Origin of the sequence: Nocardioides ginsengisoli, from assembly GCF_039537225.1 — a bacterium.
GTDB lineage: Bacteria > Actinomycetota > Actinomycetes > Propionibacteriales > Nocardioidaceae > Nocardioides > Nocardioides ginsengisoli.
Window position 1 is genome coordinate 1 of record NZ_BAABAC010000016.1, and the last position, 23924, is coordinate 23924.

Sequence of the window (23924 nt, forward strand, 5' to 3'; positions counted from 1 at the left end):
CCCGGAGGTCTTCGTCATCGTCCAGCAGGCGCGCCGTACCTAACGTCCGTGGTCAGTACACCTAGATTGCCCGGGTGCGCCGATCCACCCAGCTCAAGCTCGCCTACGCCGCCCTCGCCGCCACCGACACCGCGCTCGCGGGGACGGGCGGCCGGTGGGCGCACCGCGCGCGCTACCTGACCAAGCCGCTGCTCCTGCCGGTCCTCGGGTCGGCGCTGGCGCGCGACGAGCGGGCCCGCACCTCCCCGCTGCGGACGACGACGCTGGCCGCGCAGGTCGGCGGCTGGGGTGGCGACGTGCTGCTGCTCGGCGAGGGCGAGCGGGCGTTCGGCGCGGGCGCGACGTCCTTCGGGCTGGGCCATCTGGCCTACATCTCGGGCTTCCTGCGCCATCGCGACCGCCGTACGCCGCTCAGCGCGAGTCGCACCGCGCGCGGGATCGCCGCGACCTGGGCGCTGAGCGGGCCGGTGGTGGCGACGAAGGCGTTCCGCAAGGACCGGCGGCTCGGCGCGACCCTGCTCGGCTACTCGGCGGTGCTCGCCGGGATGGCCGCGACCGCGAGGCACCTCGACCCGGCGCTCCCCCGCGACGCGCGGGCCCTCACCGCCGCCGGTGCCCTGACCTTCCTCGCCTCCGATGCGGTTCTCGGCGCCAGGACGTTCCTGCTTCCGAACGCGCCCGCTCGACTGGAGTCGGTGGTGATGGCGACGTACACGGCGGCGCAGCTGATGCTTGCCGAGGGTGCTGCGCGCGCCGGGCGCTGAACGACCTCATCCGGGCCCGAGCGCTCCGTCCCGGAAGGGCCCCTCGCCGCGCGAGCCCTCGTCGTGGTCCGCCCGATGCCGGAACGGCGAGCGCCGGCCCAGCCCGACGCCCAGGGCGACCATGGCCACGCCCAGCACCAGGTGCAGCCAGTTGTCGGCCGCGTTGACCGGCACGAAGTTGGCCGGGTCGTGGCGATCGACGATGAGCCCGTAGACCGTCAGCACCAGGTAGAGGACGCCGCCGACGATCAGGTACGCGCGGGCGCCCGGCCAGGTCCGGGCGCAGTACAGGCCGACGGCGCCGAGGGCCAGGTGCACCAAGTTGTGCAGCACCGAGACGTCGAAGACGCCGAGCAGCCGGGCGCCCGAGCCGTGCCCGGCGAAGGTCATCGAGCCGTAGTGCGTGGTGATTCCGGGGATGAAGCCGAGGACGCCCACGACCACGAAGACCGCGGCGACGAGGGCAGCGACCTTCTGGATCGGGGTCGCGAGGCCCCACGGGCTGTGTGTGGTGTCCATGCCTCGGCGGTACCCCGCGCGGCGGCGCTGATCCGCGCGCTCATCGGCACACGACGCGCTCCACGGACGCGGCCGCCGCGAGCAGCTCGAGGTCCGTCCCGAGGCCGGTCAGGTGCAGCCCGACCGGGTGCCCGTCGGCGAGCCCGATCGGCAGGCTGATCGCGGGCGCCCCCGTCACATTGGCCAAGGAGAGCTGCCGCAGAGCGGCCGCGAGAGCACCGTCCTCGGCGCCCTCGGCAGGCGCGGTGAGCGAGGTCGCGCCGGTGGCGGCCAGCAGCGGCTGCGGTCCGGGCAGGGTGAGGCCGAGGAGCGCGTCGGCGCCGGTCTCGGCCCGCAGTACGGCGAGCTCCTCACGCAGCAGGACGGCGGCCCGCCGTGCCGCCGCCTCGTCGTCCGCGTCGACGAGGACCGCCTCGGCCATGAGCCGCCGGGTCTCGGGCAGGTAGTCCGCTCCCCGCGCGGCCAGCCGCGGGCCGTGGTGGGTGAGCACCTCGGCCAGGCTGAGGACGAGGGCCGCCGTCAGGCTGTGCTCGTACGACGGCGGCCGGCACTCCACGACCCGGATGCCGGCCGCCGTCAGCTCGCGGACCGCACGCTCCAGCGCCGCGGCGAACGCCGGCGTCGCCGCGGGCGGCGGCGTGGGCACCGCCACCACCGGTGCCCGCACGGCGTCAGCCGAAGCCGCGGCGCGCCCGGACAGTCCCTCGAACGCCAGCGCGCAGTCTGCGACGCGCGGCCCGATCGGCCCGATCACGTCGAGGGTGTGGCTGAAGTGCAGCAGTCCGCCGTTGTCGACCGCGCCGTTCGACGGCTTGAAGCCGACCACGCCCTGGGCGGCGGACGGCGTCCGGATCGAGCCGGTGGTGTCGGTGGCGAGTGTCGCGCCGACGGCGTGCACGGACACCGCGACCGCCGACCCGACGCTCGATCCGCCGGGATGCCGGTCGGGGTGGTGGGGGTTGCGGGTGCCCGGATCGCCCTGTCCCGACGCGAACTCGTGGGTCGTCGTCTTGCCGACGAGGATCGCGCCGGCCGCGCGCAGCCGGGCGACGGCCGCCGCGTCGCAGCGGTCGACGGCGCCGTCGAGCGCACGGGACCCGGCGCGCATCGGCATGCCGGCCACCGCGATCACGTCCTTCACGCCGACCGCGACGCCGTGCAGCGGACCGCGAGCCTCGGGCGGTGCGACGTCGGCGCGCTCGGCCGCGGCGAGGGCGCGGTCCCGGTCGACGTACGCCCAGGCCGCGACGGACGCCGTCGCGTCGACGGCGGCCAGCACCTGCGTGACGTGCTCGACGGCGCTGAGCTCGCCACACCGGATCCGACGAGCGACCTCGGCCGCTCCCGGCACCCCGGTCATCCCGGTCACCCCTGTCACGCCGAGGCCCAGTCCCGCAGTGCGTCGATCCGCCCGCGCAGCCCGTCGTGCGACGCGGCCACCGCGGCCTCGTCGCGCAGCGCGAGGTCGCGGCCGATCGCCGCCTCCAGCCGGGCGAAGTCCGGCTCGGCCAGGAACGGCACCCGCCGCTCGTAGGTCGCCCGCCCGTCGCGCGCCACATTCACCCCGTCGACCATCACCTCGCGCACCCGCGCCAGGTCGGCGCGGTCGACGAGGACCAGGTCGGCCGGACCGCCGACCGCGATCCGGCCGCGGGCCGGGGTCAGCCCCGGTACCAGGTCGGACGGCGCCGACGACACCAGCGACACCGCCTCGGCCAGCGGCAGCCGGCCGGACGCGACCAGGTCGCGCACCGCGTGCAGCGGGCCGTCGTGGTGGCCGCCCGGGCCGTAGTCGGTGGCGATCACGTCGACCATCCCCGTGTCGAGGACGGCGTCCCAGTGCTCGCGCGTCGTCACCATCGCCCGCCGGTCGAGCAGGTCGAGGACGCACGCCTCGTTGGCCCAGCCCGCGCTCCGCCCGAGCCGGACCATCGCCGCCGCCTCCGCCGGCGTGTACGACGGGTGGTTGACGTGGCAGGCCACCACCCGGGCGCGCCCGGTCGAGGAGGTCGCCGCGAGCTCGGTCAGCAGCGACCCGGTGACCGCGGCGCTGTGGATGAACGCCGGCACGCCGTGCTCGGCCGCCAGCCGCACGCCCTCGCGGATCCCTTCCAGCGCCGGCGCCAGCGACGGCAGCACCACGTCCTGGACGAGCGCCACCACCTCGCCCGGCGCGACCCGTCCGGCCAGCCCGCACTCCCGCAGGGCCGGCGCCACGCGCTCGGCAGCGGCAGCGGGATCCGGCGCGGCCACCCACTCGAGAGTCCGGCCGAGCACGGCCTCCTTGAGGATCCGCGCCTGCTCGGCCACGACGCTCAGCCCGTGCCGGGCGGCGAAGGCGGCGGGCAGGTAGACGACGTCCTGGCCGCCGCCGGCGAGCGTCTGGCCGCCGCCGAGCTCGCCGATCGCGACCGCGCCCTGGGCGATCTGGTCGGCGACGGTCGCCGTACGGATCTCGTCGGTGAGGCCGGCGCCGTCGGCCGCGGCCCCGGCCGCGACGGCGGAGGGCTCGTGCGTGGTCGCGCCGCCGACACGGACCGGGTGCGCCGCGTCGGCGACCCGGACCTGGTCCATCGTCGTCAGCCCGCAGAGGTTGAGGACCGCGGTGGTGCCCTGCAGCAGGTGCCGGTCGAGGTTGCCGAGCCACTGCCAGCGCGGCAGCACGCCGCCGCCGCTCGGCATCAGCGGCCCGGGGGTCACGCCGTGGACGTGGACGTTGACCAGCCCCGGCAGGACGACCATCCCCCGCCCGTCGACGACCTCGTTGCCGACCGCGTTGACCGATCCAGCGAGCGCCGGCCCGAGCCCGGCCACCCGGCCGTCCTCGACGAGCAGGTCGACGTCCTCGGCGAGCCCGTCCCCCGTGACCACCAGCGTGTGGGTGAGCAGCCGCCGCATCCGTCCTCCTCCGATCGAGCTTCCTTCAACATACGCGCGCGATCTTCACTATAGTACGGGTCATGACGTCGGCGCACCGCTACGACCGCCCCCGCGACCTCGCCGGGTACGGCGAGCACCCGCCCGCCGCGCTCTGGCCGACCGGCGACCGGGTCGCGGTCAGTCTCGTCGTCAACATCGAGGACGGCGCCGAGCGGCACCGCTCCCGGGGCGACGCCGTCGACGACGTGAACGCCCACTGGATCACCGACATCCCCCATGACAGCGGCAATCCGTCGCTCGAGTCGGGCTTCGACTACGGCGCCCGCGCCGGCATCTGGCGGGTGCTGCGGATCCTCGACGCGGCCGGCGTCCCGAGCACGGCCTTCGCCTGCGGCCGCGCGCTCGAGCACCACCCGGCGCTCGGCCAGGCGCTCGCCGACCGCGACGTCGAGGTCGTCGACCACGGCCTGTGGTGGGAGCCGCACGGCGACCTCTCCCCCGACACGCTGCGCCGGCGAATGGACGAGTCGGCGGGGATCCTGCATCGCACGACCGGCGCCGAGCCGACGTCCTGGTACTCCAAGGACGGCCACTCCCGCGCCAGCCTCGACGAGTCGGCCGCGCGCGGCTTCGGCCACGACGACAACTGCTTCAACGACGACCGTCCCTCGCTGCCGGACGGCCCGGACGGCGCGGTCACCATCCCCTACTCCGCCGACACCAACGACTCGCTGCTGCTGACGACCTTCGCCACCGCCCGCCAGTACGGCGACCAGCTGGTCGCCGCGCTCGACATGCTGCTCGACGACGACCGCCCCGGCGCGAAAGTGCTCAGCGTCGGCCTCCACCCGCGCTGGATCGGCCGGCCGTCGTACGCCGGCGCGCTGCAGCGCTTCATCGCCCACGGCCGGCGCACCCCCGGCGTCGTCTTCGCCCAGCGCAGCCAGATCGCCCGGTGGTGGCGCTCGATGTCGCTCAGTGACGGAGCAGGAGTGAGCCCCAGCCAGCGACCGGCGCCGTGACGCCGGCCAGCCGCAGCACGTGCCAGGCGACGGCGACGGCACTGTCGACGACGGGCAGACCGAGCCGCTGCTCGAGCTCGTCGACGAGATAGCCGGCGCGTAGGTTGGTGCCGACGCAGAGCACCGCGTCGGCCCCCTCGCGCGAGCCACCGACGAGCAGGGACTCGATCGAATCCCGCTCCAGTGCGGCGATCTGAGGGTTGGTGAGGTCGGTGGGCAGCGTCGAGCGGCCGACCACGTCGATGCCGCGGCCGCCGAGCTCGCCCGCGATGCCGGACACGATCTCGTCGGACCCGGGGAAGACGACCGTGACCGACCGCGCACCGAGCGCGGCCAGGGCGGCGTACATCGCCTGGGTGGCCGTGGTCCCGGCCGCAGCGCCGGTCGCCGCGGCCAGCTCGGTCGCCAGCGTGGCGTCGGCGTCGACGCCCGTCCACGAGCCTGCCGTGCCGTGGAAGGCGATCACGTCGGGCGCGACCTCGGCGACCAGCGGCACCGCCTCACCCAGCACCGCGCCGTCGATCCGCGCGTCGAGCGACGCGGGCAGCCGGAACCGGGAGGCGAAGACCTCGACCTCCGGTACGTCGCGGAGCACGGCCGCGGTGAGCGGCTCGGCGTTCGTGTTGCTGGCCGGGACCAGCATCGCGATGCGGCGTGGGACGGAGGTCGAGGAGGTCAATGCGCTCTTCCTTGCGAGGGGGGTGTCGAGATGGCCAGGATCCGGGCCGGCTTGTCGGTCAGGTTCGACCACCAGTGCGGGATCACGGCGTCGAAGGTGATGGTGTCGCCCTCCGCGAGGGAGTAGCGCTGGTCCCCGACCGTGGCGACCAGCGACCCCTCGATGACGAGGATGCACTCCTCGCCCTCGTGGGAGCTGCGGATCGAGCTGCCCTCGAGGTTCGGGGGCAGGGTCATGATGAGGACGCCGAGGCGACGGTCGACGTCGGGCACGAGCATCTCCATGCCGATGCCCTCGCGGGGCACCTCGATCCGCCGGCGCTCCTCCTTGCGGACCACGCGACCGGCCGGGTCGCCGCCGGGCTGGGCGGAGAAGAGCTCGGCCATCGGCAGGTCGAGCGCGCTCGAGAGCCGGAGCAGGGTCTCGAACGACGGGTTGCCGATCCCCCGCTCGATCTGGCTGATCAGGCCGGCGCTGACGCCCGCCCGGTCGGCGAGCTCCTCCACCGTGAACCGGCCCACCCGGCTGGCCTTGATCGTGGCACCGATGTGGCTGACCCATGTCTCGCGCTGCGCGTCCATCGCCTCTTCAATACCTTCCGGCAGTCGTGCATTTATTGAAGAGGTTGAGGCTATCAACTCCGACCACGGGAGATCGCGCGCCATGACGGTTCGCGCCGCTACTCGTCGGCGATGAAGTCCCACGCGCCGACGGCGTTGACGCCGGCCACCAGGTCCACCACCTCGTCGGTGTCGTTGGTGATGCCGTGCGTCGTGCCCGGCGGGATGTAGAACGCCTGCCCCGGCCTGGCCCGGATCGCCTCCGTGCCGAGGTGGACGACCGGCGTCCCCGCGACGATCACGTAGAACTCGGCCACCTCCTCGTGGTGGTGCCGCACGTGGTGCTGCCCCGGGAGCATCCGCCCCCAGTTGACGGTGAACTCGCGCGCCCCGTTGACCCGGTCCGAGATGAGCTGACAGATCAGCCCCTCGTCCCGGATCCCCGACGGCGTCACGTGGTCGAGCTCGACGAAGCCGCGCTCGTCGATGCTCTGCACCAGCGGGTTGGGGGCCAGCGCCTCGGTGCTCACGCGGTCGCCGCCTCGGACGTCTCGGCCGCACCCGAACGGACGGCGCTCAGCCACCACTCCGCGATCTCGGCGCGCGTCGCGAACCAGACGTCGTCGCGCGCGACGGCGTACTGGAGGAAGGACTGGATGCCGCTGGCCACACTGGGGCGGCCGCCGATGCGGGAGTGGATGCCGAGCGACATCATCCGCGGGACGCCGTCCGCCTCGGTGGCGAGGAAGTCGAGCGTGTCGCGGCAGACCTCGAACAGCTCGTTGCCCGTCGCCAGGCTGGCGTTACCCCAGAACCGGCCGTCGTTCGCGTCGCCCGAGTAGGGCACGACCAGCTGGTCGCCGCGCTCGGTCGGCACGAAGTAGGGCAGGTCGTCGCCGTAGGAGTTGGAGTCGTAGAGGAAGCCCTCGCCGAGCAGCAGCGCCCGCGTGTTCTCGGTGATGCCGTCGCGGACGTACCAGCCCTTGGGGCGGATGCCCGCCATCTTCTCGATCGCCGCGACGCAGCGCCGGATCTCGGCCAGCTCCTCGTCGGGCTCCATGCCGACGGTGCCGGCCCAGCGGTAGCCGTGAGCGCAGATCTCGTGGCCCTCGCGGACGATCGCCGGCCCCACCTCCGGCGACTTCTCCAGCGCCATGCCGCACGCCATGAACGTCGCCGGCACCTCGTAGCGCCGCAGCAGCGACAGGATCCGCCAGATCCCGGCCCGGCTGCCGTACTCGAAGTAGGACTCCTTCATCAGGCTCCGCTTCGTCGGGTCGGCCTGCCAGCCGCCGAAGACGTGGACGTCCTCGTCGCGCGGGTCGCCGGCCGCGATCGACCGCTCCGCGCCCTCCTCGAAGTTCACCACCACCGAGACCGCCACCGTGGCACCGCCCGGCCACTCGATCCGCGGCGGGTGCTCGCCATATCCCACCAAGTCACGCGCCACGTCCGACTCCTTCCTTCAGCGGGGCCATCAGCCCCGAGCTCTCGCCGAAGACCTTGCGGTGCGCGCCCAGCGCCACTCGCAGTCCCTGTGCCACGTCATCGATCACTGCACCGTGCGCCGGTCCGATCAGCCGCACGTCCCGCTCGTCCAGCAGCCGCTCGATCACCTCGAACGCGGCGGACACGTCCACGAACCTGGTCCAGTAGAGGGACCGCCCGGCGCCGTACGCCGCCGCCTCGACGGTCACCGCGTCGCCCAGCTCGCGCGAGGTCAGCCGGCACTGGCCCTCGCGGTGGATCGGCTCGTCGTCGTCCAGGCCCTCGTCGAACTCGTGGATGAACGCGAACCCGTCGGAGACGAAGAGCATCCGCGAGCCGGTGTCGAAGGCCCACAGCGTGTTGTGCAGGTCGCGGATGTGGGCGGCGTGCACCTCGATGCTCCGACCGCCGATGTCGAGCACGTCCCCCGGCGCCAGCGGCTCCAGCCGGTCGGCCAGGTGCGGCCAGTACAGGTGGTAGTCGCGGACGTCGCCCACGATCCGCAGCCCCGGGTAGGCCGCCACGAGCGCCGGGATGTTGCCCGCGTGCGGGATCTCCGGGTGCGTCGGCAGGACGTAGTCGAGCTGCCGCTCCCCCAGCACCTCCGCGACCCCGCGGAGCACCGCGGCCTCGTGGGCCGGGTCGCCGGAGTCGATGAGGACGGCGTGCGTCTCGCCGACCACCAGGTAGGTCGACACGTGGTAGTGCACCGGGCCGGAGGCGGCGGTCGCCCGCAGGCATCCACCGAGCCACCACACGCCGTCGGCGAGGCGGCGGGCGTCCTCGTGCTGCTGCTCGTCATGCGGCACGGCGACCCACCCCCTCGAGGTACGTCGCCAGGTCGGTCGCCTGCGCGCGGACCGCGTCGCGGCCGACCACCGGAGCGCCGTACGTCGGGCCGAGCGCGGCCCAGTCCTGCTCCGCGACGAGCTCGCGCACGTGGGCGCCGATCGCCGCGATGTCCTCGGGTGCGACCGCGTCGGCGATCCAGCCGAACTTGAGGTCGTGGAAGGCGCGCAGCGTCGCGGCGTCGTACGGCCTCGGGGTGCCGGAGGCGTCGGTCAGCAGGTGGCTGAAGCTGTCGGAGGTGAGCAGCGTCCGCGACGCGAGGTCGCCCACCCAGAGCACCGGCAGCAGCCGCAGCAGCGGCGAGTGGAGCCGGATCTCCAGGCCGGGCGCGGCCTCCACGTCGAGGAAGGCGCCGGCGTCGACGTTGACGCGGTGCGCCTCGGCATGGGTGACCGGGACGGTGATGCCGCCGGTGTACCAGACCCGGTCGACGGCGAGCTCGCGCTCGATCGCCGGGAGGTTGAGGCAGCACTCCATCTCGGTGCGGGTCAGCACGACCGACAGCCGGGTGCCCGGCGCGAGCAGCGCACGCAGCTGGGCCACGATCTCGTCGGCGTGCATGGCCACACCCGTGTCGACGAGGACGGCGGAGCCGCCGCGGCGGATCAGGTAGGCGCTCACCGGCTGCCAGCCGGCGACGCCGGGCGGGCACCAGCTGACGTCCGGGCCGACGGTGGTCAGGCCGCCCAGGCGGGCGACCGGATCGGGTCCGTCGCCCAGGAGCTGGGGTCTCACCGCGACCCCGCAGCGACGCTCGCCCGCGACCAGGCGTCGATCGCCCGGTCGACGGTGGTCACGTCGTGCCGCGAGCGCATCACGGTCAGCGCGGCCTCGTGGACGGCGACGTCGTAGGCGCCGACGGCGTCCTCGAGGAGCACGGCGTAGAAGTCGTTGTGGACGGCGTCGCGGAGCGTCGCCTCGACGCAGCCTCCGGTGGAGACGCCGACCAGGGCAACCGACTCGATGCCGTGGCCACGCAGCAGCAGGGCCAGCTCGGTGGAGACGAAGGCGCTCTGCCGGCGCTTGGTGATGACGGGCTCGCCGTCCTCGGGCAGGCACTCGGGAGCGAACTCGGTGCCCGGGTCGCCCTTGATGCTGAGTCGGCCGAGGTCGACCGGCTTGTCGCCGCTGGCGGTGTGCAGCGCCCGCAGCCAGGCGGGCGTCGAGCTGGCGCCGTCGACGTAGTTCTCGACGCGGATGTGGAAGACCTTCACACCGTGCTCGCGGGCCGCCCGGATCGCGGCGCCACAGCGCTCGCGCACCCGCGGCATCATCGACAGGTCGAGGCCGGCGTCGCCGTGCGCGTGCCCGGCGGTGAGACCGCCGATCTGCATGTCGATCACGACCAGGGCCGTCGTACGGGGGTCGAGGAGCTCGTCGAGCGTGTCACGGACCTGCTTGCCGCAGAGTTCGATCATGGGGAGTGCCTTCCGGTTCGGGGAGCGACGCCGACGGGAGCCCGAGCTCCCGTCCGGCGTCGCGAGGGGTGGTCAGCGGCCGAGGTCGTTGAAGTAGACCTGGCCGTTCGTCTGCGGCGTGCCGCCGGAGAGCTTGTTGCTGATGACGTTGACGTTCTTCACGTCGACCAGGGCGAGGTTGGCCGCGGCGTCGTCGACGATCGCGGACATCTCCTTCTCGATCTGCTCGCGCTTGGCGGTGTCCTCGGTCGGCGTCGCGGCGAGGTCCATCCGGAGCTGGTCGTACTTCGGGTCGCCCCAGCCGGTGGCGTTGCTCGGCGCGTCGGAGACGTAGAACGCGTAGGTGTAGAACGCCGGGTCGGCGATGACGATCGGCTCGGCGTAGAGGAGCGCCTGGTAGCGGCCCTCCTGGAGCACGGTGGTCAGGTTGGTGGCGCTGGAGATGACCTGGAGCTCCACATCGACGCCGATCTCGGCCAGCTGCGACTTGATGAGCACCGACGACTTGTCGGCGACCGGGCCGGGACGCGAGGTGCCGTAGGACAGGGTCAGCTTGAAGCCCTTCGGGTAGCCCGCCTCGGCGAGCAGCTTCTTCGCGCCCTCGACGTCGTGGACGTAGTCGGCCGCGCCGGTGCTGAACGGGAAGGTGCCCTTCGCCGGCTCGCCGAGGCCGGCGTAGGCGCCGTCCACGAGGGCCTGGCGGTCGATCGCCATCGACAGCGCCTGGCGCACGCGCTTGTCCTTGAGCGGGCCGGAGCGGGTGTTGAACATCATCGTGTCGCGACCCAGGCCGTTGCACTCGTTGACCCGGACGTCGGACTTCGCGAGCTGGTCGTACTGGTCGTAGTTGAAGCCGTTGGCGACCTGCGCCTCGCCGGAGGAGACGAGCTGCGCGCGGGTGGCGGTATTGGGTACCGCGTTGATGACGAGCTTCTTCACCGAGCCGCGCTCACCGCCCCACTTCGGGTCGGCGGTCAACACCAGCGACGAGCCGGGCGTGTAGCTCTCGAGCTTCCAGCCGCTGTAGTCGGCGAGGTGGTTCGACAGCCAGTTGTCGGCGATCGGGTCGTCGGAGGTGACGTGCTTCTTGGCCTCGGTGCTGTCGTAGACGTCGAACAGGTTCTGCTGCAGGCCGGTGATCGAGAAGGAGTACTTGTGGAGCAGGTTGAGCTCCACCGTCTTGTCGTCGACGATCGTGGCGATATTCGCGGTGTCGAAGCCGGCCGCGTTGAGCGAGCCCTGCATGACGCCGTCGCGCTTCATGCCGGTCTCGAAGCTCCACTTCACGTCCTCGCTGCTGAGCTTGTTGCCCCACTGGCTGGTGAGGTCGCGCAGCTTGACCACGATCGCGGAGCCGTCGGGCTTGAACTCGGCCGACTCGGCGAGCCGGCCCTTCACGCCGTACGACGGGTCGCTGCACGCGGCGTCGGGGGCGGCGCCGAGGTCGTAGGCCATCAGCTGCGACCCCAGACCGGTGAGCACCACATGGGAGGCCGAGCCGCCCCACTTGGACGCGGTCAGACCGTCCGGCAGGCCGTTGACCGCTATGGTCACCGTCTCCTGCTTGTTGCCCGAGGCACTGGACTCGGGATTGGAGCAGCCCGCGAGAGCGAGGCTTGCGACGACGGCGCCGGCGAGAATGGGGCGCTTCCTCATGGTGGTTCCTCTCTGTCACTGAACGGAGCTGGGATTCGCCCGGCGGTCGCCGAAGCGGCCGCACCCGAGCAGCGAACACCGCACCAGCGGCCGACCGCTGGTGGATTCGTCGCCTCGCGACGAGCTGGGTGGGAGGTGGAGAAGGGCCTGAGGGGAACCTCAGCCCCGAGCGGCGACGGAGGGACTCCTCAGCCGCGGTACGCGGACTGGTGTCCGGTACGGATGATGGGCAGCACGCCCGCCACGTCGTCGATCACGTTGCCGTGGGTCGGCGCGACGATGCGCGTGCCGAGGGCCTCCATCGCGTCGGAGACACCGGCGTAGAGCGTGTCGGCGTCGTCGACCCAACGGGCCCAGTAGAGGGCGCTGCCGGTGAACATCGCGGCGTTCTCGACGGTCGGCGGCGAGTCGAGCTCGGAGGTGAGCAGACCGCACTCGCCAGGGAGGTGGTAGGGGTCCTCGTCGTCCAGCTCGGGCCGGTGCATGTAGCAGAAGCCGTCGGCGGTGAAGAGGACGCCGCCCTCGGTGGCGAACGCCCACAGCGTGTTGGGCAGGTCGCGGATCATCGCCTCGACCAGGACGACGGCCTGGCCGCCGCCGAGCTCGATCCGGTCGCCGGGCTTGCCGGCGCGGAGGTTGGGCACCACCTGCGGGTAGAAGAGGTGGTAGTCGCGAATGTCGCCGATGGCCACGATGTCGGGGTACTTCTCGACCAGGCGCGGCAGGTTGCCGGTGTGCGGCAGCTCGGGGTGGGTCGGCATCACGTAGGTGAGCGGCCGGTCGCCGAGCAGGTCGTCGAGCGTGTCCGAGATCGCCGCCCAGCTGGACGGGTTGCCGGTGTCGATGAGGATCGAGTGCTCCGTGCCCTGGACCAGGTAGGTCGAGGTGTGGCCGTGGATCACGCGGGTCGGCAGGTGGAACTCGAGGCACGAGCTCATCCAGGTCACGCCGGGCGCGATCGGACGCGGGAGGTCGCTGCTCATCTTCTCGAACAGGGGCTCGCCCCCGAGGTCGTCGGTCATGAAAGGTCTCCAGTCTTGGGATGTCCGGGGGCGGTGGCTCAGGCGTCGGTGGGGGCGAGCGCGGCGAGCAGGTACTCCACGTGGCGCTTCACGACGTCGCGGCCCTGGAGGACGCAGCCGCGGGACGGCGCGATGATCTCGGGCTGGAGCGTGTCGAACTTGTCGGCGATCCAGTCGCGCAGGTTGCGGGTCGAGGCGCGGGCGATCCACTCGTACTTGGCGAGCAGGTGCGCGCGCACCTGCTCCTCGGTGGTGTCGTCGCGGCCCAGGTCGTCGATCACCCGGGAGTCCTGCGGCGTGGCCATCACGCCGTGGGTGAAGGTGTCGGAGGTGAAGATGGCGCCGCTGGCGGCGTCCCAGCCCCAGAAGGTCGGCAGCAGCCGCAGCAGCGGCGACTCGATCTCGAGCGTCCGGCCGGGAGCGATCTCGATCTCCGGCGTACGGGCCATCGAGTCGCCTCCCTCGCCCTTCTGGTCGATCTGCTCGCGGCGGCTGCGCAGCGCCATCCGGTTGATGTCGTCGAAGGCGTCGAACGGGTTGGTGACGCCGCCCGTGAAGAGCCGGCGCAGCGGGACGCCGGTGGCGATCGGCTGCAGGTTGGAGACGCAGTCCATCTCGCCGCGGGTGAAGAAGATCGAGAGCTCCGCGTCGCCGAGCAGCTGCTTCAGTGCTCCGACGACCTCCTCCTCGTGGATCGCGAGGCCCGAGTCGACCAGGAGCCGGTGGTCGCCGTCCCCCAGCAGGTAGCAGTTGGCGGGCTGGAAGCCGCGGGAGCCGGCGGGCACCCAGCTGACCAGGTCGCTCAGCTCGTAGATGCCGCCGAGGGCGATCAGCGAGGGGTCGGGAACCAGAGTCTTCATGACTTCATGATATTGAAGCGTCTTCATTTCGTCAATCCTTTCGCGAGGACGCGGGGGCTCGGACGGCGCTTCCCGGAGACCTGTCCCCGGGTGCGCGGGTCGAGCAGCGTGGTGGTGACGTCGAGGACGATGTAGCCCAGCAGGCTGGCGGTGCCCATGATCACGACGAAGCCCTGGATGACGGGGATGTCGTTGGCGAGCACACCGGTGAGCGACCAGCCGCCGACGCCGGGCCAGGAGAAGACGCTCTCGACGATGGCGGCGCCGCTGATGGCGCTGGCCAGCATGATCACGAAGTAGGTCATCACCGTGCCGCGGATCTCGGCCATGGCGTAGCGGAACACCTGGAACGGGCGCAGGCCGCACGCGCGGGCGAACTCGATCTGCGGTGACGCGAGCGCCTGCACCATGCCGGTGCGCACGATCTTGGAGACCGGCGCCGCGAAGAAGACGCCGACCGTGATCATCGGCAGCACCGCATGCCCCAGGATCGAGTCGAAGGTCCCCCAGTAGCCGCCCAGCAGCGCGTCGAGCACGAGCGACCCGGTGCGATCCGGTGGCTGGGCGTCGGCCGAGGAGGTCATGCCGACCGGCGCCGGCGCGATGCCGAGCCCGGAGAAGCAGAGCACGATGAGCAGCAGCGCCAAGATGAACTCCGGTACGGCGAGCAGGACCGACGAGCCGACGGTGAAGGCCCGGTCGGCGGGCCGCCGATAGCGATAGGCCGCCACCGAGCCGAAGAGGATGCCCAGCACCGTGGCCAGGATCAGCCCCGGCGCCAGGTAGACGAGCGTGTTGGGCACCCGCTCGAGCAGGCTCTGCAGCACCGGGTTCCCGGTGAAGTAGGACTTGCCGAAGTCGCCCTTCATCGCGCCGCCGATGTAGTCGAGGTAGCGCTCCAGGAAGGGCTTGTCGAGGCCCAGCTTGACGTTGAGCGCCGCGACGTCGTCGGGTGCGGCGTACTCCCCCAGGATCGCCTTGGCCGGACTGCCGGGCAGCATCGACACCAGCGAGAAGCTGAGCGTCAGCAGGCCCAGGAAGAGGAACCAGCCGACGACGATCCGCTGGACGACGTACCGCGCTATTCCGCGCATCCCGCGGCCTCCTTGCTCTGCTGCTCCGCCGCCACCAGGTCCTCGAGCTCGCGCCGCGCCCGGTTCTCACCGGGGTCGACGAGCAGCCGGGCCGACAGCAGCTCCTTGGTGTAGGGCGCCTGCGGGCTGCTCAGCACGTCGCAGGCGGCGCCGTCCTCGACCAGCTGCCCGTGGCGCATCACCGCGACATGGGTGCACATCGACTCGACGGTCGTGATGTCGTGCGAGATGAACAGGTAGGTGAGCCCGCGGTCGCGGCGCAGTCGCTCGAGGGTGCGCAGCACGCTGGCCCGGATGGTCATGTCGAGCGAGGCCGTCGGCTCGTCGAGGACGACGAACGACGGGTCGGTGATGAGCGCCCGCGCGATGCCGACGCGCTGCTGCTGGCCGCCGCTGAGGTGGCCGGGCCGGCGCTCGATCAGGTCGCCGGACAGGCCGACCTCCTCGAGGATCGCGACCACCCGGTCGCGGCGCTCCTTCGCCGGCAGCCGGGGCTCGTGGACGACGAGCGGCTCCGCGACGATGTCCTCGATCCGCATCCGCGGGTTGAGCGAGGCGAAGGGCTCCTGGAAGACGATCTGCCAGCCCGAGCGCCGGCGGCGCAGGTCGCCCTTGCGCAGGCCGCGCACGTCGACGCCGTCGATGGAGACCGAGCCGCCATCGGGCTCGATCAGCCGCAGCACGAGCCGCGCCAGCGTGGACTTCCCGGAGCCGGACTCGCCGATCACGCCGAGGCTGTCGCCCCGCTCGATCGCGAAGCCGACGTGGTCGACGGCGACCAGCTCCTGGCCGTCGGGGCGGATGTACCGCTTGACCAGGTCGTAGGCCTCAATGAACGCCATGACGGACCGCCTCACCGTTGGTGTCGGGGGTGCGTCCGCGCGCGGACGCGAGCAGGTGCTGGGTGTAGGTGTGGCGCGGCGCGGTCAGCACCTGCGTCACGTCGCCCTCCTCGACCACGCGGCCGTCGAGCATCACGATCACCCGATCGCAGTAGTTGGCGACGACGGCGAGGTCGTGGGTCACGATCAGCGCGGAGCGGTCGTTGGCCATGGTCAGCTCGGCGAAGACGTCGAGCACCTGGCGCTGCACGGTGAGGTCGAGCGCGGTGGTGGGCTCGTCGGCGATCACCAGCGACGGCTCGAGGACCATCGCCATCGCGATCACCACGCGCTGGGCCATGCCGCCGCTGAGCTCGAAGGCGTAGCCGTCGATGACCCGCTCGGGGTCGCGGATGCCGGTCGCGGCCAGCATCCCGACGCAGCGCTCACGCTCGGCCGCGCCGAACTTCAGCCCGTGCGCCTTGAAGATGGCGGCGAACTGCTTGCGGATCCGGATCACGGGGTTGAGCGCGCTGAACGGGTTCTGCGCGACGAAGCCGATCTGGGGGCCGCGGATCTGGCGCAGCCGGCGCGGACCGCAGGTCATCAGGTCGACCTGGTTCGGGCCGTCGACACACGACAGAGTCGCGCTGCCGCCGGTCACCCGCCCGCCCGCGGCCAGCAGGCCGAGCACCGAGCGGACGGCGGTCGACTTGCCCGACCCGGACTCGCCGACCAGGCCGACGATCTCGCGCTTGCGGACGGTGAAGGAGACCTCGTGCAGTGCCTCGGACCAGCCGCTGCGGACCTCGAAGCCGGCGGTCACCTTCGCCACGTCGAGCAGGACGGGGTTCGCGGACGTGCTCATGCGCGGCCTCCCGCGGTCTCCATGTGCCGCTCGATGGCGTTGCCGATCGCGTTGAGGCAGCCGATGAACAGGACGATCGCGAGGGTCGGGAAGATCGCCGCCCACCACTGGCCGCGCAGCAGCATCGCGGAGCCCTGGTCGATCATGCTGCCCCAGGTCGGGTTCGGCGGTCGCACGCCGATGCCGAGGAAGTTGAGGGCGGCGATGGCGCTGATGCCGTTGGACGCCGTCAGCGTGGCCTGCGCGAGCACGACGCCGTAGGAGTTGCGCAGGATGTGGTTGAACGCGACGCGGGTCGGCGGGCAGCCGATCGCGATGGCAGCCTCGACGTAGCGCGCCGAGCGCAGGGTGATCGCGCTCGACCGGGTCACCCGGATGAAGCGCGGGATGCCGATGAGGGCGATCGCGACGACGATATTGAGCGCCGAGCCGCCGAGCACCTGCACGAAGACGACCGCGATCACGATGATCGGCAACGCGGAGATCGCGTCGACGATGCGCATGATGAACTCGCCGCTGCGGCCCTGGGTGGCCGCGAGGCCGAGCGGGACGCCGATCACCAGCGCGAGCAGCGTGGCCGCGAGCGCCAGGGGGACGTCGCGGGCCGCGGCGTCGATGGTCCGCGTGTAGACGTCGAAGCCGGACTCGTCGGTGCCGAACCAGTGGTCCCAGCTCGGCGCCAGCGCGATCTTGTGGATGTCGGGCGCGATCGGGCTGTAGGGCAGCGGGAGCAGGAGCCCGGCGAGCGGCAGGCCGACGACCACCGCGCAGGCGAGCACCAGGCCGGCCGAGGCGACCCGGCCGCGCGAGCGCCGTCCCGGCCGACGGTGGGCCCGCGGCGTTGCCGGGGCGACCGTAGATGTCATGTCCAACGACCCCAAACTTCATCAGATTGAATTCGGACGTGGGCATTCTTACCCGCCTCGAGAGCCGGTTGCAAGCGTCTCAAGCGCAAATCTGGGATGCTGGACACATCTTCATCGACTCTTGCGCCTTCTTCATGACATCAAGATAATGAAGACCTGCCCCATCGTCTTCGCCGAGGAGAGAGCTCATGCCCCAGCCGTTCGCCGCCCGGATCGACCAGCTCGCGATGGTGGTGCGGGACGAGCAGCTCGGCCGTCCCCTGCTGGCCGCCGAGCGCCGCCTCTTCGAGCGCGCCGCGGCCCGCGAGGGACTGCTCTCGCTCACCCACGCCGACACCGACGCCTTCCCGCCGCCGGCCTCCGCCGGCGAGGAGTACGCCGCCGCGCTCGCCGCCGGCGTCACCCCGTTCGCCGACTTCCTCGGCGACACGGCGGTGCGGACCGAGCTGGCCCCGCGGATCAGCCGCTTCCTCGGCGCCGAGGTCGACCCGACCACCGAGCTGGCGATCAGCGCCGGCACCCAGAACGCGCTCTTCGCGATCCTCGCCGTGCTCGTCGACCAGGGCGACCGGGTGATGGTCGCGGACCCCGACTACATGACGCTCGAGAAGACGCTGCTCTTCTTCGGCGCCGACGTGATCTCGCTGCCGGCCCGCCCCACCGGCGTCGACGGCGCGCTGGAGATGGCGGTCGCCGACATCGAGGCCGGCTTCCGCGCCGGCGCCAAGCTGCTCGTCTTCTCCAACCCGTGCAACCCGACCGGCAGCGTCTACGGCGCGGCCTTCCTCGAGCAGGTCGCCCGGCTGGCGGTCGCCCACGACGCCTACGTCCTGGTCGACGAGCTCTACTCGCGCCTGGTCTACGACGACGGCTTCACCCACCTGGCGTCCTACCCGGGCATGCGCGAGCGGTGCGTCACCACCCTCGGCACCTCGAAGACCGAGTCGATGTCGGGCTTCCGGGTCGGCTGCGTCGTCGCGCCGGCGGCGGTGCTGGCGGTCGTGCCGGAGGTGCTCGAGGTGAGCTCGCTGCGCGCGTCGGTCTACGCCCAGCACGCGCTGCTCGGCTGGCTCGGCCCCGACGACGACTTCGTGGCCGAGCGGGTCGAGATCCTGCGCGAGCTGCGCGACCTGACCGTGAAGCGGCTGCGCGAGGTGCCCGGCCTGGAGATCGCCTCGCCGGGCGGTACGGCGTACGTCTTCCCGCGGCTGCGCGGCCACGGCCTCGACGACGTCGAGGTGGCCGAGGCACTGGTCGAGGAGGCGGGCGTGCTCGTCTACCCCGGCATCGCGTTCGGGCCGAGCGGCGAGGGCGGCTTCCGGCTCTGCTTCGCGCAGGACCCCGACGTCCTGCCCGGCGTCCTCGACCGCGTCGTCGCCACGCTCACCAGCCTCGCCGCGCGGGCATGAGCGCCGCGACCCAGGTCGCCGTCGACGCGACACGGGTGTCGAGCACCTTCGACGCGCGGCTCGAGCCGGTGCTGACGATCGACGACGGCGCCACGGTGCGCGTCGAGACGCGCAGCATCCTCAGCCACGTCGACACTCGCGACCCCGCCGTCTTCGCGGCGATCGCCGACCACTCCCACATGGACATCCCGGTGACCGGGCCGATCGCGGTCCGCGGCGCCCGCGTCGGCGACGTGCTCCGGGTCGACCTGCACGAGGTCGAGATCGCCGACCACGGCGCGATGGTCACCCTCGTCGGCCGCGGCGGCTTCACCGAGGCGCTCGCGCCGACCGGCCTGCTGCTGCCGATCCGCGACGAGCACGTCCACTTCGACGACATCGCGCTGCCGGTGCGGCCGATGGTCGGCAAGATCGGCCTCGGGACATCCGATGCCCCGCACTGCAGCACGGTCGGCCGCCACGGCGGCAATATGGACTGCACCGCGATCGGTCCCGGTACGACGCTCTACCTGCCCGTCCTCGCCGACGGCGCCCTGCTCTTCGTCGGCGACCTGCACGCCCGCCAGGGCGACGGCGAGGCCTGCCTGACCGGCGTCGAGGTCGAGGGCGCCGTCGTCGCTACCTGCCGCGTGATCCGCGACTGGCCGCTGGAGCGGCCGGTCGTCGTGACCGGTGAGCACACGGTGACCATCGGCGACGGCGACGACCTCGACGAGGCCGTCCGGCTGGCGCTCGACGACATGCTCGCGCTGGTGCGGGCCGAGCGCGGCTGGAGCCGCGAGCACGCGGCCATGTTCCTCAGCGCCGCGGCCGACGTCGCCGTCTGCCAGGTCGTCAACGCCCGCAAGTCCGCGCGCGTCTCGCTCGCGCACGACCTGCTGCCGATCACCGTTCCCCCCAACCCCCAGGAGTGACCATGCTCGACCTCGTGGTGCGCGGCGGCCTCGTCGCGATGCAGTCCGGCCCGCAGCTGCTCGACATCGGCGTCCAGGACGGCGTGATCGTCGCACTGCGCGCCAGCGACGCGGCCGAGCCGTTGACCGGCGCGCGGATCGTCGACGCGACCGACCGGGTCGTCGTACCGGGTGGCGTCGACCCGCACGTCCACACCAGCTCCCCCATGCCGACGCTCGGCGACCACCTCAGCAGCTACGGCCCCGACCGGGTCAGCGTCGCCGCCGCCTTCGGCGGGACGACGACGATGCTCGACTTCGCGCACTGGCACCCGGGCGACCACCTGTCCGACTCCTTCGCGCGCAAGGACAAGGACTGGAAGGGCATCTCCTACGTCGACTACGGCTTCCACGGCACCTTCCGCGAGCCGGAGATCCCGTTCGAGGTGCTCGACCAGGTCGCCGAGCAGGTCGCCGAGGGGCACGCGACGTGGAAGGTGTGGATGACCAACACCACGCCGTACCGGAAGTGGCAGAAGACCGACATCGGCCACATCTGGGGCCTGATGGAGCGCACTGCCGCGGCCGGCGCGATGCTGTGCGTGCACGCCGAGGACGACGACATCGTCATGTACTCCTACAAGCGCCTCGAGCGCGAGGGCCGCACCGACCTGACCCACATGTCGGAGGCGCACAACCAGCTCTCGGAGCTGCTGTCGTTCCAGCGGGTGATCGCCTTGGCCCGGCACGTCGGCGCACCGATCTACATCATGCACGTGAGCGCCGAGGTCGGCGTCGAGGAGATCCGCAGGGCGCGCGGCGCCGGCCAGCCGGTCTACGGCGAGTGCCTGCCGCACTACGCGGCGTACTCCGACGAGGCCTACGGCCGCCCCAACGGCGCGATGTACCACACCTATCCGTCGCTCAAGGCACCCGACGACCGCGCCGCGATGTGGTCGGCGCTGGCCGACGGGACGCTGTCGACGATCGCCACCGACTCGGTGTGCGTCGACCTCGACATCAAGACCACGGGCAAGACGATCGTCGACGCGGTCGGCGGCCATGTCGGCGTCGAGGTGCGGATGGCGATCGCCTACACCGAGGCGGTCACCCGGCGCGGGCTGCCGCTGGAGCGCTTCGTCGACCTCACCTCCCGCAATGCCGCGAAGGTGATGGGCGCCTACCCGCAGAAGGGCGAGATCGCGATCGGCAGCGACGCCGACCTGGTCCTGCTCGACGTCTCGGCGCCGCACGTCATCACGGCGAGCGAGCTGCACGAGGCCGACTACACGCCCTGGGAGGGCTACGAGGCGACGGCCTGGCCGGTGCTGACCATGGTCCGCGGCCGCGTGCTCGTCGAGGACGGCCGGCTGACCGAGGAGCCGCCGCAAGGGCTGCTGCTCAAGCGCGCGCTCGGCGCCGACGTCCGCAACCGCCCGGCCCTCTAGCCGTGCAGCCACCACACCCATCGCACGAGAGGAGATCGACATGTACATCGTCGGCATCGGCGGCACCCTCAGCCCGTCGTCGTCCAGCGAGCGGGCGCTACACGGCGCGCTCGACGCGGCGCGCCGGCTCGGCGCCTGGACCGAGGCGTTCACCGGGGAGCGGATGCGCACCCTGCCCATGTACGACCCGGTCTCGCTCGAGCGGGCGCCGGCCGCGCGCGAGCTGGTCGACGCGCTGCGGATCGCGGACGGCGTCATCATCTCCAGCGCGGCCTACCACGGCAGCCTGTCAGGGCTGCTGAAGAACACCCTCGACTACGTCGAGGACCTGGCCCGCGAGGAGCGCGCCTACCTCAGCGACCGGCCGATCGGGCTGATCTCGGTGGCGAGCGGGTGGCAGGGCGCCGTCCACAATCTCGCGGGGCTGCGGGCGATCACGCACTCGCTGCGCGGGTGGCCGACGCCGTACGGCTGCGTGGTCAACACCGCCCCCACCGGGCTCCCCGGCGACCCGATCGACCAGCACGCCTCGGACCTGGCGCTCGTCGCGGAGCAGGTGGTGACCGCCGTGGGCCAGGGCTGTCCGCCGGCGCGGCGACTGGTTCGGGGGTCGCACGGATGACGATCGCGGTCCAGGGCCGTCGCCGGATGCGCCTCGCGAAGGGCCCGATCCTGCTGGGGCCGGCGTTCGTCGCCGGCATCGCGTACGTCGACCCGGGCAATGTCGCCACGAACACCGCCGCCGGCAGCCGGTACGGCTATCTGCTGGTGTGGGTCGTCGTGTGCGCGAACCTGCTCGCGATGCTCGTGCAGTACCTGTCCGCGAAGGTCGGCATCGCCACCGGCCGGTCGCTCCCCCAGCTCTGCCGCGAGCACTACTCACGCCGTACGTCGGGGCTGCTGTGGCTGCAGGCCGAGGCGGTCGCGCTCGCGACCGATCTGGCCGAGGTGCTCGGCGGGGCGCTGGCGCTGCACCTGCTGTTCGGCGTACCGCTGCTCGTGGGCGGCGTCATCACCGGCCTGGTCAGCATGGTGCTGCTCGTGCTGCAGAAGCCCGCCACCCAGCACCGCTACGAGCGGGCGATCATCGCGCTGCTGGCCGTGATCGTGCTCGGCTTCCTGTGGTCGGCGTTCGCCGCGGGGCCGTCGGTCTCCGCGACCGCCGACGGCCTGGTGCCGCGCTTCCAGGGCACGGAGAGCATCCTGCTCGCCACCGGCATGCTGGGCGCGACCGTGATGCCGCACGCGATCTACCTGCACTCCGCGCTCGTCGTCCACCGCTTCGACCCGGCCCGCCGCGACGACGCGGTCAAGACCCGCCTGCTGCGGACCACCCGCACCGACGTCCTCATCGCGATGACCGTCGCCGGCGTCGTGAACCTGTCGATGGTCCTGCTGGCCGCCGCGGCCCTCGGCGGCCTCGGCGTCGACACCATCGAGGGCACGCACGCGGCGATGGCGGACCAGCTGGGCGCGGGCGTCGCCGTCCTCTTCGCGTTGGCGCTGCTGGCCTCGGGGTTCGCGTCGTCCTCGGTCGGCACCTACGCCGGCACCGTCATCCTCGACGGCTTCCTCCGCCGCCGCCTGGCCCTCCCGATCCGCCGTCTGATCACGCTCGCCCCCGCCCTGGTCATCCTCGGCCTCGACGTCGACCCGACGCGTGCGCTGGTGATCTCACAGGTGGTGCTGAGCTTCGGCATCCCGTTCGCGCTCTTTCCGCTGGTGCGGTTCACCCGGGATCGGGGGCTGATGGGGCGGTTCGTGAACACGCGGCTGACCACCACGGCGGCGACGGCGACCGCGGTCGTCGTGTCGGGGCTCAACGGGGCGCTGCTCTGGCTCACCTTCGCCTAGCCGTCGTCCGCCGGACTGCTCATAGGCCAGAAACCATCCACAACCCCGTGTTCTCCGCGGCTTTGTGCACAGGCTGCTGCTTCAAGGTTGGCGGGGTCGGAGGGTGGTGTTGGGATGGCGGCATGGCTCAGGCGACCGCTCCCGACACCGGCATCAGCACGATGCTGGCCTCGCTGCGCGCGGAGATCGAGGGCCGTGAGGCGTCCCTGATCCGGGAGTGGGCGACGATCGCGGCCTGGGCGCAGGAGAACACGTTCGAGCCCGTGCAGAGCGCGGAGCGCGGGGAGAGCACGGCGACGACCGGCGACGGGTTCGCCGACACCGGTCTCCCGATCGCCGGCGACGGCGCTCCGTTGGTGTCGGAGTTCGCGCTCATGGAGCTGATCGCGGTCCTGGGCCGCTCACCCGCCGGCGGCCGCGCCTACGTCGCGAAGGTCCTGGGCTGCGCCTGGCGCCTGCCCAACGTCTGGGCCGCGGTCATGGCCGGCCGCCTCACGCCCTGGCGCGCCGTACGGATCGCCAAGCTGGTCGCACCGCTCTCAGCCGAGGCCGCGGCGTTCGTGGACCGCAACCTGTTCAACGCCTCCGGCGTCGGGTGGGCTCAGCTCGAACGCCTCATCACCGAATCGATCGTCCGGTTCGACCCCGTACGGGCCGAGGCGGAACGTACGGCAGCGGCCGACCAGCGGTACCTCGACATCGACGAACCCAACGCCCAGGGCCTCGCGCACATCTCCGGACTCCTCGACGCCGCCGACGCCCGCGACCTCCACGACGCCATCACCCGCCGCGCCACCCTCCTCGGGACCCTGGGCAGCCTGGGCAGCCTGGGCAGTGCGGCGTCGCTCGACGTCCGCAGGTCCCAGGCCCTGGGCGAGTTGGCGCGGGCCGACCTCGCACTCGACCTCGACGGCGCCCCGGCTCGACGAGCGACGCTCAACGTCCACATCACCG

25 protein-coding genes are annotated in these 23924 nt (G+C 72.2%); 8 read left to right on the plus strand and 17 right to left on the minus strand.

Annotated elements, in window-relative coordinates; all coding sequences use genetic code 11:
• The first annotated feature begins 74 nt into the window (after positions 1 to 74).
• Positions 75 to 764, plus strand: a complete 690-nt coding sequence (locus AB4880_RS08930) for a lysoplasmalogenase (protein WP_367918869.1) — start codon at positions 75 to 77, stop codon at positions 762 to 764.
• 6 nt (positions 765 to 770) lie between these two features.
• Here the strand turns inward: AB4880_RS08930 and AB4880_RS08935 are convergent, their stop codons facing one another.
• Genes AB4880_RS08935 through AB4880_RS08945 form a run of 3 tightly spaced genes read right to left on the minus strand, consistent with a single transcriptional unit; the run spans position 771 to position 4181 of the window.
• Positions 771 to 1283 carry a DUF4383 domain-containing protein gene (locus tag AB4880_RS08935; protein WP_367918870.1) on the minus strand — a complete coding sequence of 171 codons (513 nt, stop codon included), beginning with the start codon at positions 1281 to 1283 and terminating at the stop codon, positions 771 to 773.
• Between the two features lie 40 nt (positions 1284 to 1323).
• Positions 1324 to 2643: an amidase gene (locus AB4880_RS08940; protein ID WP_367918871.1), complete on the minus strand. Its 1320-nt coding sequence runs from the start codon at positions 2641 to 2643 to the stop codon at positions 1324 to 1326.
• 14 nt (positions 2644 to 2657) lie between these two features.
• Positions 2658 to 4181 (minus strand): amidohydrolase family protein, encoded by a 1524-nt coding sequence (locus tag AB4880_RS08945; RefSeq protein ID WP_367918872.1) that lies wholly within the window; start codon positions 4179 to 4181, stop codon positions 2658 to 2660.
• A 62-nt stretch (positions 4182 to 4243) separates the two neighbouring features.
• On the opposite strand from AB4880_RS08945, the gene AB4880_RS08950 reads away from it, so the two are divergent.
• Positions 4244 to 5185 (plus strand): polysaccharide deacetylase family protein, encoded by a 942-nt coding sequence (locus AB4880_RS08950; RefSeq protein WP_367918873.1) that lies wholly within the window; start codon positions 4244 to 4246, stop codon positions 5183 to 5185.
• Here the strand turns inward: AB4880_RS08950 and AB4880_RS08955 are convergent.
• The 14 genes from AB4880_RS08955 to AB4880_RS09020 all read right to left on the minus strand — a co-directional run bounded on the left by AB4880_RS08955 (position 5139) and on the right by AB4880_RS09020 (position 17366).
• On the minus strand, positions 5139 to 5864 hold the full coding sequence (locus AB4880_RS08955) for a maleate cis-trans isomerase family protein (protein ID WP_367918874.1): 726 nt from the start codon (positions 5862 to 5864) through the stop codon (positions 5139 to 5141). The genes AB4880_RS08950 and AB4880_RS08955 overlap by 47 nt on opposite strands.
• Positions 5861 to 6445, minus strand: coding sequence for a helix-turn-helix domain-containing protein (locus AB4880_RS08960; protein ID WP_367918875.1), 585 nt, complete (start codon positions 6443 to 6445; stop codon positions 5861 to 5863). The genes AB4880_RS08955 and AB4880_RS08960 overlap by 4 nt, the downstream gene beginning before the upstream one ends.
• A gap of 98 nt (positions 6446 to 6543) precedes the next feature.
• Positions 6544 to 6954, minus strand: a complete 411-nt coding sequence (locus AB4880_RS08965) for a cupin domain-containing protein (RefSeq protein ID WP_367918876.1) — start codon at positions 6952 to 6954, stop codon at positions 6544 to 6546.
• A complete protein-coding gene (locus AB4880_RS08970) occupies positions 6951 to 7874 on the minus strand; it encodes a polysaccharide deacetylase family protein (protein ID WP_367918877.1) in 924 nt (307 codons plus the stop codon). The genes AB4880_RS08965 and AB4880_RS08970 overlap by 4 nt, the downstream gene beginning before the upstream one ends.
• Entirely contained in the window at positions 7864 to 8721 is an 858-nt protein-coding gene (locus tag AB4880_RS08975) for an MBL fold metallo-hydrolase (protein ID WP_367918878.1), read from the minus strand. Before AB4880_RS08975 ends, AB4880_RS08970 begins: the two co-directional genes overlap by 11 nt.
• The gene (locus AB4880_RS08980) at positions 8711 to 9496 is read right to left on the minus strand and encodes a hypothetical protein (RefSeq protein ID WP_367918879.1); all 786 of its coding nucleotides are present in this window, start codon (positions 9494 to 9496) and stop codon (positions 8711 to 8713) included. The genes AB4880_RS08975 and AB4880_RS08980 overlap by 11 nt, the downstream gene beginning before the upstream one ends.
• A complete protein-coding gene (locus AB4880_RS08985; protein WP_367918880.1) occupies positions 9493 to 10179 on the minus strand; it encodes a cysteine hydrolase family protein in 687 nt (228 codons plus the stop codon). The genes AB4880_RS08980 and AB4880_RS08985 overlap by 4 nt, the downstream gene beginning before the upstream one ends.
• 72 nt (positions 10180 to 10251) lie before the next feature.
• On the minus strand, positions 10252 to 11835 hold the full coding sequence (locus AB4880_RS08990) for an ABC transporter substrate-binding protein (RefSeq protein WP_367918881.1): 1584 nt from the start codon (positions 11833 to 11835) through the stop codon (positions 10252 to 10254).
• Between the two features lie 188 nt (positions 11836 to 12023).
• On the minus strand, positions 12024 to 12857 hold the full coding sequence (locus AB4880_RS08995; RefSeq protein ID WP_367918882.1) for an MBL fold metallo-hydrolase: 834 nt from the start codon (positions 12855 to 12857) through the stop codon (positions 12024 to 12026).
• A 38-nt stretch (positions 12858 to 12895) separates the two neighbouring features.
• Complete coding sequence (locus AB4880_RS09000) at positions 12896 to 13717, minus strand: MBL fold metallo-hydrolase (RefSeq protein ID WP_367918883.1); 822 nt, start codon at positions 13715 to 13717, stop codon at positions 12896 to 12898.
• Between the two features lie 23 nt (positions 13718 to 13740).
• On the minus strand, positions 13741 to 14811 hold the full coding sequence (locus AB4880_RS09005) for an ABC transporter permease (protein WP_367918884.1): 1071 nt from the start codon (positions 14809 to 14811) through the stop codon (positions 13741 to 13743).
• On the minus strand, positions 14799 to 15653 hold the full coding sequence (locus AB4880_RS09010) for an ABC transporter ATP-binding protein (RefSeq protein ID WP_367918885.1): 855 nt from the start codon (positions 15651 to 15653) through the stop codon (positions 14799 to 14801). Before AB4880_RS09010 ends, AB4880_RS09005 begins: the two co-directional genes overlap by 13 nt.
• A complete protein-coding gene (locus AB4880_RS09015; RefSeq protein WP_367918886.1) occupies positions 15640 to 16500 on the minus strand; it encodes an ABC transporter ATP-binding protein in 861 nt (286 codons plus the stop codon). Before AB4880_RS09015 ends, AB4880_RS09010 begins: the two co-directional genes overlap by 14 nt.
• Entirely contained in the window at positions 16497 to 17366 is an 870-nt protein-coding gene (locus tag AB4880_RS09020; protein ID WP_367918887.1) for an ABC transporter permease, read from the minus strand. Before AB4880_RS09020 ends, AB4880_RS09015 begins: the two co-directional genes overlap by 4 nt.
• A gap of 188 nt (positions 17367 to 17554) precedes the next feature.
• Here AB4880_RS09020 and AB4880_RS09025 point away from each other — a divergent pair, with 188 nt between their 5' ends.
• From AB4880_RS09025 to AB4880_RS09050, 6 genes are all read left to right on the plus strand, one after another.
• A complete protein-coding gene (locus AB4880_RS09025; protein WP_367918888.1) occupies positions 17555 to 18775 on the plus strand; it encodes a pyridoxal phosphate-dependent aminotransferase in 1221 nt (406 codons plus the stop codon).
• The gene (locus AB4880_RS09030) at positions 18772 to 19689 is read left to right on the plus strand and encodes an acetamidase/formamidase family protein (protein ID WP_367918889.1); all 918 of its coding nucleotides are present in this window, start codon (positions 18772 to 18774) and stop codon (positions 19687 to 19689) included. The genes AB4880_RS09025 and AB4880_RS09030 overlap by 4 nt, the downstream gene beginning before the upstream one ends.
• 2 nt (positions 19690 to 19691) lie before the next feature.
• Positions 19692 to 21116, plus strand: coding sequence for an amidohydrolase family protein (locus AB4880_RS09035; RefSeq protein ID WP_367918890.1), 1425 nt, complete (start codon positions 19692 to 19694; stop codon positions 21114 to 21116).
• 40 nt (positions 21117 to 21156) lie between these two features.
• Positions 21157 to 21738 carry an NADPH-dependent FMN reductase gene (locus tag AB4880_RS09040; RefSeq protein WP_367918891.1) on the plus strand — a complete coding sequence of 194 codons (582 nt, stop codon included), beginning with the start codon at positions 21157 to 21159 and terminating at the stop codon, positions 21736 to 21738.
• On the plus strand, positions 21735 to 22970 hold the full coding sequence (locus tag AB4880_RS09045; protein WP_367918892.1) for an Nramp family divalent metal transporter: 1236 nt from the start codon (positions 21735 to 21737) through the stop codon (positions 22968 to 22970). Before AB4880_RS09040 ends, AB4880_RS09045 begins: the two co-directional genes overlap by 4 nt.
• Positions 22971 to 23092: 122 nt before the next feature.
• Positions 23093 to 23924 (plus strand): DUF222 domain-containing protein (locus tag AB4880_RS09050; protein ID WP_437440498.1); only part of this gene is annotated, 832 nt, incomplete at its 3' end.

What these genes read in the sequence shown, in the direction of transcription:
- AB4880_RS08995 (WP_367918882.1), bottom strand. Translation starts at nt 12,857, where the DNA reads ATGACCGACGACCTCGGGGGCGAGCCCCTGTTCGAGAAGATGAGCAGC.
- AB4880_RS09010 (WP_367918885.1), bottom strand. Translation starts at nt 15,653, where the DNA reads ATGGCGTTCATTGAGGCCTACGACCTGGTCAAGCGGTACATCCGCCCC.
- AB4880_RS08985 (WP_367918880.1), bottom strand. Translation starts at nt 10,179, where the DNA reads ATGATCGAACTCTGCGGCAAGCAGGTCCGTGACACGCTCGACGAGCTC.
- AB4880_RS08960 (WP_367918875.1), bottom strand. Translation starts at nt 6,445, where the DNA reads ATGGACGCGCAGCGCGAGACATGGGTCAGCCACATCGGTGCCACGATC.
- AB4880_RS09045 (WP_367918892.1), top strand. Translation starts at nt 21,735, where the DNA reads ATGACGATCGCGGTCCAGGGCCGTCGCCGGATGCGCCTCGCGAAGGGC.
- AB4880_RS09025 (WP_367918888.1), top strand. Translation starts at nt 17,555, where the DNA reads ATGCCCCAGCCGTTCGCCGCCCGGATCGACCAGCTCGCGATGGTGGTG.
- AB4880_RS09040 (WP_367918891.1), top strand. Translation starts at nt 21,157, where the DNA reads ATGTACATCGTCGGCATCGGCGGCACCCTCAGCCCGTCGTCGTCCAGC.
- AB4880_RS08945 (WP_367918872.1), bottom strand. Translation starts at nt 4,181, where the DNA reads ATGCGGCGGCTGCTCACCCACACGCTGGTGGTCACGGGGGACGGGCTC.
- AB4880_RS09000 (WP_367918883.1), bottom strand. Translation starts at nt 13,717, where the DNA reads ATGAAGACTCTGGTTCCCGACCCCTCGCTGATCGCCCTCGGCGGCATC.
- AB4880_RS09030 (WP_367918889.1), top strand. Translation starts at nt 18,772, where the DNA reads ATGAGCGCCGCGACCCAGGTCGCCGTCGACGCGACACGGGTGTCGAGC.
- AB4880_RS09035 (WP_367918890.1), top strand. Translation starts at nt 19,692, where the DNA reads ATGCTCGACCTCGTGGTGCGCGGCGGCCTCGTCGCGATGCAGTCCGGC.
- AB4880_RS08950 (WP_367918873.1), top strand. Translation starts at nt 4,244, where the DNA reads ATGACGTCGGCGCACCGCTACGACCGCCCCCGCGACCTCGCCGGGTAC.
- AB4880_RS09020 (WP_367918887.1), bottom strand. Translation starts at nt 17,366, where the DNA reads ATGACATCTACGGTCGCCCCGGCAACGCCGCGGGCCCACCGTCGGCCG.
- AB4880_RS08935 (WP_367918870.1), bottom strand. Translation starts at nt 1,283, where the DNA reads ATGGACACCACACACAGCCCGTGGGGCCTCGCGACCCCGATCCAGAAG.
- AB4880_RS08940 (WP_367918871.1), bottom strand. Translation starts at nt 2,643, where the DNA reads ATGACCGGGGTGCCGGGAGCGGCCGAGGTCGCTCGTCGGATCCGGTGT.
- AB4880_RS08990 (WP_367918881.1), bottom strand. Translation starts at nt 11,835, where the DNA reads ATGAGGAAGCGCCCCATTCTCGCCGGCGCCGTCGTCGCAAGCCTCGCT.
- AB4880_RS09005 (WP_367918884.1), bottom strand. Translation starts at nt 14,811, where the DNA reads ATGCGCGGAATAGCGCGGTACGTCGTCCAGCGGATCGTCGTCGGCTGG.
- AB4880_RS09015 (WP_367918886.1), bottom strand. Translation starts at nt 16,500, where the DNA reads ATGAGCACGTCCGCGAACCCCGTCCTGCTCGACGTGGCGAAGGTGACC.